At 53.2% G+C, this 13,192-nt stretch carries 13 protein-coding genes; 8 read left to right on the forward strand and 5 right to left on the reverse strand.

The features are described from left to right. Position 1: 1 nt before the first annotated feature. A complete protein-coding gene (locus PUV47_RS14025) occupies positions 2 to 1,345 on the reverse strand; it encodes an NAD(P)/FAD-dependent oxidoreductase (protein WP_274219200.1) in 1,344 nt (447 codons plus the stop codon). A 230-nt stretch (positions 1,346 to 1,575) separates the two neighbouring features. On the opposite strand from PUV47_RS14025, the gene PUV47_RS14030 reads away from it, so the two are divergent. From PUV47_RS14030 to PUV47_RS14040, 3 genes are all read left to right on the forward strand, one after another. Further along, on the forward strand, positions 1,576 to 2,094 hold the full coding sequence (locus PUV47_RS14030; RefSeq protein WP_274219201.1) for a sigma-70 family RNA polymerase sigma factor: 519 nt from the start codon (positions 1,576 to 1,578) through the stop codon (positions 2,092 to 2,094). After that, entirely contained in the window at positions 2,091 to 2,750 is a 660-nt protein-coding gene (locus PUV47_RS14035; RefSeq protein ID WP_274219202.1) for a ChrR family anti-sigma-E factor, read from the forward strand. The genes PUV47_RS14030 and PUV47_RS14035 overlap by 4 nt, the downstream gene beginning before the upstream one ends. A 218-nt stretch (positions 2,751 to 2,968) precedes the next feature. Next, a complete protein-coding gene (locus PUV47_RS14040; RefSeq protein ID WP_274219203.1) occupies positions 2,969 to 4,492 on the forward strand; it encodes a cryptochrome/deoxyribodipyrimidine photo-lyase family protein in 1,524 nt (507 codons plus the stop codon). A 4-nt stretch (positions 4,493 to 4,496) separates the two neighbouring features. Here the strand turns inward: PUV47_RS14040 and PUV47_RS14045 are convergent, their stop codons facing one another. Further along, a complete protein-coding gene (locus PUV47_RS14045) occupies positions 4,497 to 6,026 on the reverse strand; it encodes a cryptochrome/photolyase family protein (protein WP_274219204.1) in 1,530 nt (509 codons plus the stop codon). Positions 6,027 to 6,205: 179 nt separating this feature from the next. Here PUV47_RS14045 and PUV47_RS14050 point away from each other — a divergent pair, with 179 nt between their 5' ends. Together PUV47_RS14050 and PUV47_RS14055 are read left to right on the forward strand one after the other, a co-directional pair. Continuing rightward, positions 6,206 to 6,919 carry an SDR family NAD(P)-dependent oxidoreductase gene (locus tag PUV47_RS14050; protein WP_274219205.1) on the forward strand — a complete coding sequence of 238 codons (714 nt, stop codon included), beginning with the start codon at positions 6,206 to 6,208 and terminating at the stop codon, positions 6,917 to 6,919. A gap of 100 nt (positions 6,920 to 7,019) precedes the next feature. Beyond that, positions 7,020 to 7,841, forward strand: a complete 822-nt coding sequence (locus tag PUV47_RS14055) for a Cof-type HAD-IIB family hydrolase (protein WP_274219206.1) — start codon at positions 7,020 to 7,022, stop codon at positions 7,839 to 7,841. 4 nt (positions 7,842 to 7,845) lie between these two features. On the opposite strand, the gene PUV47_RS14060 is transcribed toward PUV47_RS14055, so the two are convergent. Next, the gene (locus PUV47_RS14060) at positions 7,846 to 8,832 is read right to left on the reverse strand and encodes a TDT family transporter (RefSeq protein ID WP_274219207.1); all 987 of its coding nucleotides are present in this window, start codon (positions 8,830 to 8,832) and stop codon (positions 7,846 to 7,848) included. Positions 8,833 to 8,948: 116 nt separating this feature from the next. On the opposite strand from PUV47_RS14060, the gene PUV47_RS14065 reads away from it, so the two are divergent. Both PUV47_RS14065 and PUV47_RS14070 read left to right on the forward strand, forming a co-directional pair. Continuing rightward, positions 8,949 to 9,872 (forward strand): LysR substrate-binding domain-containing protein, encoded by a 924-nt coding sequence (locus PUV47_RS14065; RefSeq protein WP_274219208.1) that lies wholly within the window; start codon positions 8,949 to 8,951, stop codon positions 9,870 to 9,872. A 93-nt stretch (positions 9,873 to 9,965) separates the two neighbouring features. After that, positions 9,966 to 11,063: a hypothetical protein gene (locus PUV47_RS14070; RefSeq protein WP_274219209.1), complete on the forward strand. Its 1,098-nt coding sequence runs from the start codon at positions 9,966 to 9,968 to the stop codon at positions 11,061 to 11,063. Here the strand turns inward: PUV47_RS14070 and PUV47_RS14075 are convergent. Then, the gene (locus PUV47_RS14075) at positions 11,044 to 11,904 is read right to left on the reverse strand and encodes a helix-turn-helix domain-containing protein (RefSeq protein WP_274219210.1); all 861 of its coding nucleotides are present in this window, start codon (positions 11,902 to 11,904) and stop codon (positions 11,044 to 11,046) included. The two genes, PUV47_RS14070 and PUV47_RS14075, sit on opposite strands and share 20 nt — an antisense overlap. A gap of 109 nt (positions 11,905 to 12,013) precedes the next feature. On the opposite strand from PUV47_RS14075, the gene PUV47_RS14080 reads away from it, so the two are divergent. Continuing rightward, positions 12,014 to 12,226, forward strand: a complete 213-nt coding sequence (locus tag PUV47_RS14080) for a DUF2061 domain-containing protein (protein WP_274219211.1) — start codon at positions 12,014 to 12,016, stop codon at positions 12,224 to 12,226. A gap of 24 nt (positions 12,227 to 12,250) precedes the next feature. On the opposite strand, the gene glsA is transcribed toward PUV47_RS14080, so the two are convergent. Next, entirely contained in the window at positions 12,251 to 13,192 is a 942-nt protein-coding gene (gene glsA, locus PUV47_RS14085) for a glutaminase A (protein ID WP_274219212.1), read from the reverse strand.

The raw sequence follows: 13,192 nt of genomic DNA on the forward strand, positions 1-13,192 counted from the left end.
TCTACTCCGCCGCCTGCCGATCCGTTGCAGATATCCCTGCTTGCACCAGTGGGATGCGGCCAGACTCGTTTTCAACATTCCACGGACGGCGTACGTTCCCCAACGCCTCAGCCACAGCCAATCCTGACTGCAACCCGTCTTCGTGGAACCCATGTCCAAAATAAGCGCCGCAGAACCATGTGCGGTTGTGGCCCTGCAGTTCCCAAAGGCTAGATTGAGCTTTGAGCGCGTTGCTGTCAAACACGGGGTGGCTGTAAACCATGCTGCGCAAGATAGTGCCTTCAGCGGGCTGGTGAGTAGGGTTCAGCGTAACGAAAAGATCCTTGCTCACGTTTAGGTTCTGCAACCGATTCATCCAGTAGGTAACGCAGAGGCTGGTCTCGCCTTCCTCCTCGGTCTTGAGGTAGTTCCAGCTTGCCCAAGCTTTGCGTGTTTTCGGCATCAGGCTCTTATCAGTGTGCAGTAGCGCAATATTCTTCTGGTAGTGGATCGAGCCCAAAAGCGCGCGTTCTTGGTCACTGGCGCCAAGGCTTCCGCTTTCGAGGATGCGAAGGGCCTGGTCTGAATGCGCCGCTATGACAACATGATCATAGCGCTGGCTGTCCCCGTTGCGGTCAACGATCTCAACGAAACCTGGCAATCTGTTCAGCTGAGTGATTGCCGTGTTCAGTTCGATGGAGCCGGAAATTTCTTCGGCAATCTTTGAGATGTAATTTTTCGAGCCTCCGGCTACCGTTCGCCACTTCGGGCGATCGCGGAACTGGATCAATCCATGGTTTTGACAAAAACCTATGAAGCTTTGAAACGGGAACGCCATCATCCGTTCCGCTGGCATGGACCAAATGGCCGCCCCCATTGGAATGAGATGATCATGGATAAACCCTTCGGAGTAGCGCTGCTCATTCAAATAAGACCGTAGGGTGTAGTCTGGCGGCAGCCTTTCTGCATCCGCTGCTGCGTTGTCATAGAAGCGTTTGATGTCTTTCAACATGCTCCAGAAACGGAGGCTGAAGAGGTTTTTCCGTTGCGCAAACAGTCCATTAAAACCGCAGCCAGAATACTCATAGGCGCCTTGCTGTGCGGAAATAGCGAAGGACATGTCAGAAGCGTCTGTTGCTACCCCCATGTGGTCGAAGAAGGCTGTTAGGTTGGGGTAGGTCCGTTCATTATAAACTATGAACCCAGTATCGACGTCCACTCTCTCGCCATCGACCGCCACACTTTGCGTATTGGAGTGCCCGCCTAAACGGTCATCCTTCTCGTAAAGAGTGACGTGATGGGCTTTGGAGAGTAGCCACGCTGCTGATAGACCCGAAATACCAGACCCGATAACCGCAATCTTCATTAAGACTTGTTCCCTGATTTCAATCTGTTATTCGTATGTGGGTTAACGCGTATTGGATCACATGAACGCTTCAGTCTTGTTTAGTGATCCAGTGGGCTCTGTCACACGTAAGTAAAAAGTGTCGAGCATCATAGGATGAGTCTGTGCCCTATCAACAACGGGAAATTGTTGCGTCACCCAGCGGGGGGACTTCTGTGCCGCCCAACAGGTTAAGCCAATTGCTCGCAACGATGAGTGCGACGCAAGATCGGGGTTCGTTTCGCGAGCTGTATGACTATTTCGCCCCACGGTTGAAGCAGTTTTACATGCGTTCCGGAACTGATGAAGCGATGGCTGAGGAAATGGTTCAAGAGACGTTTGTGCTTGTTTGGCGCAAATCTCACCTCTACGATCCATCCCGGTCCGCTGCATCTACCTGGATCTTCACGATCGCTAGGAACCATCGCATTGACCGTCTTCGCAGGGAGAAGCGCTTCGTTCAAAAGGAAGAACACTTCTTTGAAGCCGAACTCGTAGATGACGGTAGCCAAGATAGGGACGTTGATCAGCCGAAGATGTCTTTGATCATAAATGAAGCGTTGGCTGAGTTGCCGCCTAATCAAGCGGAACTGGTCCGGCTCTCATTTTATGAAGAAGTAACACATGCGGAAATAGCAAGCCGATTGCAGCTCCCCTTGGGGACAGTCAAATCACGACTGAGACTGGCATTTGGGCGGCTAAGGAAGAAACTGGCAGAGTTTGAAACATGATCAATCACCACATCAGTGATGAAATGCTCATGAGTTATGCGGCTGGTGCCTTGTCAGAAGGGGCGAGTCTCTTCGTGGCCAGCCACATCCACATGTGCAAGCGGTGTGCCCAGCGTGTATTCACGGCTGAGGCCGTAGGTGGAGCCTTGATTGACGAGCTGGATGGCGTGCCAATGTCTTCCGGTTCTTTCGATGATCTGATGCTCCGCATAGAAAATGAGCCCAGCAGCGATGCCGCGATGGAAAGGATAGAGTCAACGCCGGACCTTTCACATATCCCGGAGCCATTGCAGTTGCTGCTTGGCAAGGATTACAGCGAGCTTTCTTGGAAATCAGTGGCTCCTGGTATCAAACAGTTCATATTGCCCGTCGGCGGCAATCGGGGCGAAAAGACCCGCTTGTTGAAGCTCTCTCCGGGGTTCGTAACACCCACCCACAGTCACCGCGGCTATGAGCTCACGATGGTGATGCAAGGCTCTTACAGTGATGAGAGCGGGCGGTACAAGGTCGGGGATGTTCAGGAAGCGGATGGTGAGATCGATCACCAGCCGATTGCAGATACTGACGAAGACTGCATTTGCTTGATTTACACGGACGCGCCATTGGAGTTCAAGGGCGTAATAAATCGCATTTTGCAGCCATTCATCGGCATTTGATGAGCGAATATTTTTAATGGGCCCGGAGTAACATCCGGGCCCCTTTTTGTTGGGGTGGCCTGCGCGGGTGACCTGCCCCCGATAAAAGCCGCAGACTGCCAGAATGGCGAAGTCTCTTGCAGAAATCGCAACGCAGCTCTCAGTTGTCGCATACGTTTCCAGTTTGATCTCATTAATGATGAAAAGCGTAGACCAATAAACAACATAAGAGCTCACCAATGGAACTCGTTTGGTTTAAACGCGACCTTCGTGTTGACGATCACGCCCCTCTGTTCAATGCTGCGCAAAGAGGCCCTGTTTTGCCGGTCTACATTGTTGAGCCGGAGCTGTGGGCGCAGCCTGATGCGTCAGCCCGGCAGTGGGCCTTTGTGACGGAATGCCTTGTAGACCTGGACACTTCTCTGCGCAATCTCGGCCAGCCGTTGCTGGTCCAGTTCGGAGATGTTGTGGAGGTATTCACCAAGCTCCAACGCACTTATCAGTTCGAACGGTTGTGGTCTCACGAGGAGACGGGGAATGGCTGGAGCTATGCGCGCGACAAGAAGGTCTCCGCATGGTGCAAAGCGCGCAACATACCATGGTATCAGCTGCCACAGTTCGGTGTGATCCGTGGTTTGAAAGACCGTAGCGGGTGGTCCCGGCGTTGGGATCGAGTTATGGGCGAGCCGGCTGCGCCAGCACCCAAGGCCTTGGCTCCTGTGTCAATTGACGGGTCATCTTTGCCGAGAGCGCAGTCACTGGGGCTCGTGAGCGATCCTTGCCAAGGTCGGCAGATTGGGGGCAGGGTGCAGGGCCTTCGCATTTTGAACTCGTTCTTGTTCGAGCGCGCCGGTCCTTACAGGAAAGCCATGTCCAGCCCTTTGACCGCGGAAAACAGTTGTTCTCGGCTTTCGACTTACCTTGCCTACGGCTGCATATCTATGCGCGAGGTCGCTCAGGCAACATGGAACCGCCAAGTTGAGCTAAAGCAGATGACACAGCCGCCTGAGGGCTGGCGAGGGGCGCTTGCCTCGTTCTCGGGACGACTGCATTGGCATTGCCATTTCATGCAGAAGCTCGAAGATGCGCCCTCGATTGAGACAAGAAATCTACATCGCGCATACGATGGCCTCCGCACCGCGGAAAATGTGGAGCTTCTAAAGGCTTGGCAGAAGGGTGAAACCGGATTTCCCTTTGTTGACGCATGCATGCGCTATCTGCGAGTTACAGGATGGATGAACTTCCGAATGCGTGCCATGCTTATGGCGTTTGCCTCGTATCACCTGTGGTTGGATTGGCGGCAGCCCGGGCTTCATCTTGCCCGCCAGTTTGTCGATTACGAACCGGGCATACATTGGCCGCAAGTTCAAATGCAGTCCGGCACAACAGGCATCAACACCATTCGCATCTACAATCCCGTCAAGCAGGGCTATGATCAAGATCCCTCCGGAGCCTTTGTGCGTAGGTGGATCCCTGAACTGCGCGAGGTGCCTGACAATTTTTTGCAGGAGCCCTGGAAGTGGGAGGGCGCGGGACAGGTCCTTGATAAATCCTATCCATTGCCTATTGTGGACCACATGACGGCAGCAAAGGAAGCGCGGCAAAAGCTATGGGCTGTCCGGAAAGGCGAGCCCTTCCGGTCACAGGCTAACGCCATCCAGCAGAAACATGGCAGTCGCCGGAGCGGCATCGCACAGATCAACCGTCGCACTACCAAGGCAGCCAGTTCCAAGAAGAACCAGATGAGCTTTCCCTTCGACTGATTGGCTACGTCAGCGTTTGCAGAAAAGCGTCGGCGCTGTCGATGTATTCTTTTCGCTTGGCGTCAGACATTCTGTTCCATGTGCTGTAGATTTGCGCGATGCGTGGGTTTTTGGCCAACTGCTTTTCGTTGCGAGAGAGGAAGTGCCAGTACAGAGCATTCATTGGGCATGCGTCTTGGCCGGTTTTCTTCTTCACATTGTAGGTGCAGCTGTCGCAGTAGTTGGACATTTTTGCCACGTAGTTTCCGCTCGCCGCATAGGGTTTTGATGCAAAAATGCCCCCATCCGCAAACTGGCTCATGCCCAAGGTATTGGGAAGCTCAACCCACTCATAGGCGTCTGCGTAAACTGCCAAATACCATTCGTGGATTTGTTTCGGTGCAACGCCCACAAGCATTGCGAAGTTTCCCGGGAGCATCAGGCGTTGAATGTGATGGGCGTAGGCGTGTTGAAGTGTTTGGCCAATGGCTTCCTTGAGACACAGCATTTGCGTGTCGGCGGTCCAATAGAAGGCCGGTAGGTCGCGATGCGCATTCAGGGCATTGAGTTCGATATACTCTGGCATTTTGAGCCAATAAATGCCTCTGATAAACTCCCGCCACCCAATGATTTGCCGAATGAAGCCTTCAACAGCATTCAAAGGGGCTCGGCCTTTCTTGTAGGCTTCCTCGGCTCTCCTGCAAAGCTCGAGCGGGTCTAGGAGACCACAATTGATATAGGGCGACAGGACTGAGTGATAGAGGAAGGGTTGTCCTACCAACATTGCATCCTGGTAATCGCCATAGAATGGGAGTGCCTGCTCAAAGAAGTAATCCGCCGCTTGTTCTGCTTGCTCTCTTGTCGTGCCCAGCCAAAACGGGAAGAGTTCGCCAACGTGATCGGCAAACTCTTTTTCACACAATGTAAGCACTTCTTTTGTGATGCTGTCTGGCTCGAACTGGGGCGGGTTTGGCATGAACAGGTCGTCGGCCGCGGGTTTGCGGTTCTCCTGATCATAGTTCCATTGGCCTCCCTCGGGTTGATCACCGTTCATAAGCAACCCTGTCTTGCGGCGCATGTCGCGATAGAAGTACTCCATACGCAGTTGCTTGCGGCCCTTGGACCATTGCCCGAACTCAGCGTGGCTGCATAGAAACCGGTCATCGGGCAGCATTTCCAAAGGGCAGGCGAGATCAGGTTTAAGAGCTTCAAACTCTTGCTTGAGGCGCCATTCACCAGGTTCTGTCATGAAAACGCGATCCACGTTCCAACGTTTTGCAGCGCGCACGATTTCTGAACACAGGGTGCCTGAGTTGCCCGAAGCACCGTATTTTACGTAGTCCACTCGCCAGCCATCTGCTTCCAGCGCCTGCGCGTGGTGGCGCATCGCGCTGAACAGGAATGCAATCTTTTTCTTGTGATGCTTTACGTAGGAAGCTTCAGCGGCCACCTCCGCCATCAGGACAACGGTGTCAGCACGTTCCACGTCCCTCAGGCTGGACAGAGACATCGAGAGCTGATCGCCCAGAACAACAACAAGATTGGTGGAAGCCATGCACATCGCCTTTGATTGAGTACGTTGACCCCAAGGATAGGGCGGGATTGAAATTTGTCTCCCGCGCAATACCAATGGGCAAGGATAGGCCGATCCTAGAGAAGGCAACGGCGGAGCTGATCTCTCGTTTGCTGGCAGGCGTAACATATTGGTCAACAAACAAGAAGTAAGGAAACGGCATGGAACGGATCGTCATCGTCGGTGCTTCAGGTGGGATTGGTCGGAGCTTGGTGGAGGAGAGTGTTCGGCGTTACCCATCCGCGCAAGTGATCGCGTTATCTCGCCAGCCCTGCGGCATTGATCAGCCAAACGTCGTCCCTGGGCAATTGGATATCACAGAGGAGGCATCCATTATCTCGGCTGCCAAATCAATTCCGGATGGTGGCGTTGATCGGGTCATCGTCGCCACGGGGATGCTCCATGATGATCATTCCATGCCTGAGAAAAGTTGGCGTGATCTGACAGCTGAGAACATGGCGAAGATCTACGCGGTGAACTCGATTGGCCCCGCATTGGTTCTCAAGCACTTTCTACCTTTGCTGCACCGGCGGCAAAGGGCACAGTTTGCCGCAATCTCGGCACGTGTTGGCAGCATATCCGATAATCACCTCGGCGGTTGGTACTCTTATAGGGCTTCAAAAGCTGCTTTGAACATGATCTTGAAATCTGCAAGCATCGAATACGCGCGGAAGAACTCAGAGGGCATGGTCGTCGGCTTGCATCCTGGAACCGTGGATACAGGACTTTCGAAGCCATTTCAGGGAAACGTACCCGAAGACAAACTGTTTTCTGCCAATCACTCCGCGCAATGCCTGTTGGCCGTGCTTGATCAGTTGACAGCTGCAGACACAGGCAAGTGTTTTGCTTGGGATGGAAAGGAGATACCGGCCTGAGTGCTGCCCAGATATATCGCGATTTGCGCAGCTGCCCTTATGGAAAACTACCGCGAAACCATTTAGAAAATTCTGATTGGGTCAACGCGGATTACGCCACATGTTCTCGCCTCACGCAGCAGCGCGCCATATCAGAGTTTTCTTCATAGATCTTGATGGGACGCTGGTTAACTCCGAAGGGGCGATATCCTTGCGAAGTAGAGAGGCCCTCAAGACCGCTCAAAGCTTGGGTTATTCGGTTGTGCTGGCGACAGGTCGGCCAGCAAATGTTGTAGAGGCGCTCTGCGAGGAGCTGGAGTTGGTTGGGCCGTATATTGCCCTTAATGGCGGTGTGCGGGGGGACACAGTGACCGGGGAAATCACTCTTTCCGGGCGTTTTGAGGAACAAGCTGCTCTTGCGCTCTGCGACTATCTCGGTCGTCATGACGTGCTTATGACCATTCATGATGCAAAAGGGTGGTGCGCGGCTGAGGACAACGAGCGCACCCGAAAGCGCGTAGAGTTCTTAAATCAGGAGCCTCGTCAGATCGGCTATGAGCCTAAGCAACTGGATGAGGCCATCAAGGTTATGGCCATTGGCGGTGATGAGGCTCTCAATGCTGTGGCTTCAGGGCTTCCCTCTGAAATAGCAGAGCATATTGACTGCTTCCGAACGACTGACACCTATCTGGAGTTTGTTCCCAAGGGCTTGAACAAGGCTCGGGCGGCTGAGGCCTTGCTCTACTCCATGCGCCTAAATTGGTCGCACGCAGCCGCGTTCGGGGACAGTGGAAATGACCGCACCCTTCTGGAAAGCGTGAACTACTCGTTTGCTATGGCAAATGCTCGCGAAGACATCGCAAAAGTTGCGCTGTATCAGGCACCTTCAAATGACGAAGATGGGGTTGCAGCCATCATCGAGCAGCTGATTGAAACTCTATAGCGCCTTAAGCTTGGCGTTCCTGAGCAGCTGGCCCTATCTTGTGGAGCGGCGAATAGTGCCAAAGATAGCGCGCTGTCACGTAGATGATCACCAGCGTGGCAATATAAAGCTCGATGGTTGCAATCCATCGTACCTGCTCCACGTACTCGAGGTTTAGGCTCTGAGATTGCATGTAGTTTGCTACCTTGAACATCGCAGTTGCCCCGATAACGAGCGGGAAGGTGTAGGCAGCATAGGCCGGGGAGAAGGATAGCCGCAGCAAGCGCCCTGAGGCCATGTAGATGAGCATGGTCATCAACACGGCGATGCCTCCGAGCAGACCAACAATCACTGGTGAAGGGTCCGGGTTCATGGTGAGGTACCCAGCCAGGCACAGGCTGGCTGGTGCCGCCAGGATTGCCAGTGTTGGCTTCGCCGCGTCTGGTACTTTGCAGTGAAAGATCAGCCTGTGCATCATGATCGGCAACATGACCGCATAGCTGGCCATTCCAAATACAAGTAAGGCATTGGCAATTGGGCGTAGCGCCTCAACTTCAGGAAACGCCACATTGGCCACGACAATTCCAACGGGAGGCACAAACCAACTGGGGACCATGTGAAGGAAATGGAACTGTTTTGCTCGGTGAAAGATGAAACCTGCAAGAAAACAAAGGTGAAGCACAACAGCGAATAGCCAAATCCCTGAGCCCAGCATGACTGAGTAATCTCCAACCGACTTTGAGAGTATCATGCTGGTCATGGCAAAGGTGGGCACAACACTGCCAACCACTGGGTGCTTCAGGTCATCAAGCAGAGATCTTGGGACAATCAAGAACTTCAGAGCTAGTGCCAAGAGCATGGCGCCGCCGATGGCTGCACTCAAGTGCTGAAGCTGCCCTTGGAAAGCGCCCATATTCTCCCAAGACCATCCAAGGCTTGCGATACCGAGGGCAAGGCCGGCCATTGGGGTTGGAATAGCCGTCAGTTTAGTTTTGAGGGCGGATTTGCTCATGGTCGCTCGGCTCTGAAGGGGCGGTCCAATCATTTGGACATTGGGTTTATGAATATCCCTTCCTGTCTGTTTTGAATATTTGAAACTTCAAAAACACCTGTTCGAAAAATTGAAACATGTTAAAGTCTGTTCCCATGACGGTGACCTTGAAGCAAATAAAAGTCTTTCTTGCCGTGGCGCAGGAGCAATCTGTTACCTCTGCGGCGGAACGGCTTCATCTCTCTAAGCCCGCGGTAAGTACGGCGCTTTCGGAGATGGAGCGCCTCCTCGACAAGAGGTTGTTCGATCGGTTGAACAACAGACTTCACCTAAATGCGCAAGGCCGTCGGTTGTTGCCACTCGCCTCTGAGCTTCTCGTTCGTTCCGAGGAGATTGAAGGGCTTTTGAGTGATGTGGATCCGTTGGCTGGCGCGCTGAGCATTGGTGGCAGTCACACGATCGGCAATCACGTGCTACCGTATTTGCTCGGCCATTTCAGAGCCGAAACCGGACACAAAAAGCAGACCTTGGAGATTGCCAATACCTCTCAGATCGTGACCATGTTGCTGGGGTTCGAGCTGGATTTGGCTTTTGTTGAGGGGCGCGTTGATGAGCCGGATCTCGTTCTTGAACCTTGGCATGAAGATGAGATGGTGGTGCTGTGTGCTCCGGATAATCCCCTCAATTCAAAGCGCATCAAAGACTTCGGCGAACTTAACGCCTCAGATTGGTTGCTCCGAGAACCCGGCTCTGGAACTCGAGAGTTCTTCCTGCAAAATCTTGCGCCGAAAATGCCCAAGTGGCACTGCTCGTTTGAGTTGAATAGCCATGAGGCAATTATCAATGCGGTCACCGCAAATCTTGGATATGCGTGCCTGTCCAAGCTATCAACGTCTCATGCGCTGGAAGAGGGGCGTGTTTGCCAAATCCATGTGCCGGGAGAAATGCATCGGCAGTATTGGCTGCTGTATCATCAACAGAAATACATGGGCTCGCTTCAGAGTTTGTTTCTCGACTTTTCCCGAAATTGGTCCTTTGAGATCCAGGGGTTGCTTCGCTGATGCCGGACTCCGGTGCTTTTGAGCTGGGAAAACCTGCGGATTTTCTGAAGCACAAGGGCATCCTACTCTCCTTCCCAAATCAGGGGACGGATCATGGCGAAAGTAGCGGTAATTGGATCGGGTGTCTGGGCTTACCGCCACGAAATTTCTCAGATCACGGGCTTGGATCCAGTCTATCTTCGCAGAACGCAGAAACCCCCCGCGGGTGTGGTCGCCGTAGCGGGATGGGGCAACAAGCCTGCCGTCAACGATCCGCGCCTTTATGCCAAGAATAATGGTCTTAGGTATCTGGCAATCGAAGACGGCTTTCTTCGTTCCATCTACCCTGGGCCCACATCGCCATCGGCTTCCCTGTTCTATGACGATTTGGGCATTTACTACGACACACAGCAGGCAACGCGTCTCGACAAGCTTATAGCGAGCAGGGTAGATGCTCACGGCGATACACTTGGTGCTCAAGTTATTGAAACCCTGAAGTCTTTGGGGCTCTCAAAGTACAACAGTTTTGAAAGGGACCTCCATCCGGCGTCTATCTTGTCGTTTAATACTGAGAACGCTGTTTTGTGTGTTGATCAAACCTTTGGCGATATGTCCATTTCGGGTGCTCAAGCGAGTGAGGGCCGCTTTGCGGAAATGCTGGCATATGTGCTGGAGGCCTACCCCAGTCGCCCCGTCATCGTCAAAACGCATCCAGATGTAATGTCGGGCCGAAAGAAGGGCTGTATTCCCGATAAGCTGTTGCGAGACACGCGTGTGCAGCTGTTGCAGGAAAGCGTAAACCCATGGCTGCTCTTTGATGTCGCCACTGAAGTACACTGCGTTTCCAGCCAATTGGGTTTTGAGGCGTTGATGGCTGGAGCGTCAGTTCACTGTTGGGGCGCACCATTTTACGCAGGGCGCGGACTTACTCACGATCACATCTCCATGCCAGAGCGGCTAGCATGCTCTTTAACTGACATGGTGGCTGCGGTTTATTGGGACTACGCATTCTATTTTGATGCATGGAGCCGCACCAAAATCGATTTCTTCCGGGCCGCCGACCAAATGAACTACCTGAGACAACACATGCCGCGTCAAGTTCCAAGGTTTCAGCAGATCATGCCAAGGGAACTCAATTTTTTTCTGCACAAACTTCTGGTGCTTCCCAACAAGCCGCTGGTGACGCGCTCCGTTAGAAGTGCCGAGCGATGAGGTCGTTCAGGAAATCGGGAATGGCGCGCGCGTCGATTTCGGACTCTCGCACCAACGTGTCGAAGTGATGAGAGAGTGTGCGTACGCGTTCGCTCTCGCGGAAAATCAGATAGCTCTGACCAATGTAAACCACTGCCAGCAGCGGACCAAAAACGGTTATAGGGGCGCTGTAGATGTGCTTGGCGTCGAACAGAAATACACGGAGTGCGGGAAACAGCTCATCGTAGACATCCAAAATCGTTTCCAGTTGCTTGCGGCGAATGTCAGCGGGGAGCCCCTGATAGTAGCCTTGGCCCGCCGCGAAGTTTTCAATCTCGTGGAGTGGGACTGCAATCTCGTAGTCGGATCCTCGACCTTTCAAAAGGTCAAGCCGTTCTTCATAGGCGGCAATGACCTCCTTTGGAGATCCCTTGAAATGGGTGGCGTATTCCCAGCGCAGGACGCCGCGGGTCTTTAGCATATCCGGAAGGGTGGCGGGCACATGTCGGATCTTGTAGCCCGTCGCCTCTTGGTGCCAGTTGAAGATCTCCTCGTCAGCGGCGGCTCTGGCGGCTCTCGTCATGGAAAACGAGGTGCGGAGCAAATCGCCTGCCTGTTCGGGCTTGTCAGTGAGACCTAAGAGCCAATCGGCGCTAACGTTGAGTGCTGCAGCACATTCCCCAACCACATGAGCGTTTGGAAGGCGCGCGTCCTCACTGTTGACTACCTGTGAAATTGTGGAGCGCTCCACGCCAATTTGCCGTGCCAGGGCACTCTGACTCATTTTTGCAGCTTCTAATGCTTGCAGCAGGCGCACACGAAAGCGAGCAGCTCTCTCACGTTTGTCTATTTTAGTAGTCATAGTTTATTTTATTGCTCATATGATAATAATTGTAAATAATATAATGCCTTCCTGAACATCGTGTTTCAGGTGTAAAGACTGCGTAAGCCTATGGAATCATGGAGTAAAAATGGACACGCAGTTTAGAACGATTGTTAAAGCCTGTTTTTGGCAAATCACGGGTCTGGTCGTCATGATGATTGTTGGGTTCTTGTTTACGGGCTCTTACTGGACTGGGGGCCTGATGGCTCTGGTGAACGCCGGGTTGGGCTTTATGATTTACTTCATTTATGAGCGCATCTGGGCCAAGATCGATTGGGGGCGCGTAGAACATCAGGGGTAAGGCAGCAGTACGAGCTGCCTATACTCAGGCTTCAAACAGGTTAAGTTTGAGCTCTTCAGCGATGGATTTGACGGCGGCCTGCCCGCGTACGCTGTTCCCATTCGCATCCAGAGGGGGAGAGAAGCCAGCAATCGCAAGTTTGCCTGGTGCAACCGCCAGGATGCCCCCGCCGACACCGCTTTTTCCCGGAAGGCCGACGGTGTAAGCGAAATCACCCGATGCTGTGTAGAGGCCTTCCATCATCATCTCCGCCAAAATATGCCGCACATTTTCAGCTCCAATCACTTGCTTTCCTGTGATTGGGTTCTTCCCCTTGTTGGCCAGAGTAGCCCCCATCACCGCCAGATCAGTGGTTGAGATCAGGGTAGAGCACTGGCGGGTATAGATGTCGAGCGCCTCAATCGGATCTGAATAGCATGTGCCAGCGGAGTAAAGCAGCCATGCTATGGCACGGTTATGGAAGTTGGTTGTTTGTTCGGACTGGTTGATCTCGCTTGATAGCACCAGATCACGCCCTGCAAAGGCGGACTGCGTGGCGAGAATTTTTTGCCAACGCTCATCCGGTGTCTTTCCGCTGACTAGGCTGGCAGTAGAAATTGCGCCAGCATTGACCAGAGGAGACATGGGTTTGCCCTTAGCAAGTTCGAGAGCCATGACCGAGTTGAATGGCATGCCGGTGGGGTTCGCACCCACCTTGGCTCTGAGGGCTGGAGAGCCGACTTGATCCATGACGAGCGCGAGCGTGAAGACTTTGGATATGGACTCGATAGCAAACTGGTATTGACTGTCTCCTGCTGCGAAGGTGTTCCCGTCCACTGTCACGATGGTGACGGCAATCAAGTTGGGGTCAACAGAAGCCAAATAGGGGATGTAGCTGGCATTGCTTCCGCCTGAACACTTTAAAGCCACAGAGAACCCGGTTTGAACAGCAGCTTGCAGCTGTTTTGCGGTGTAGGGTAGGGGCAT

This window comes from Pseudovibrio exalbescens (assembly GCF_028737195.1).
Taxonomy (GTDB): domain Bacteria; phylum Pseudomonadota; class Alphaproteobacteria; order Rhizobiales; family Stappiaceae; genus Pseudovibrio; species Pseudovibrio zosterae.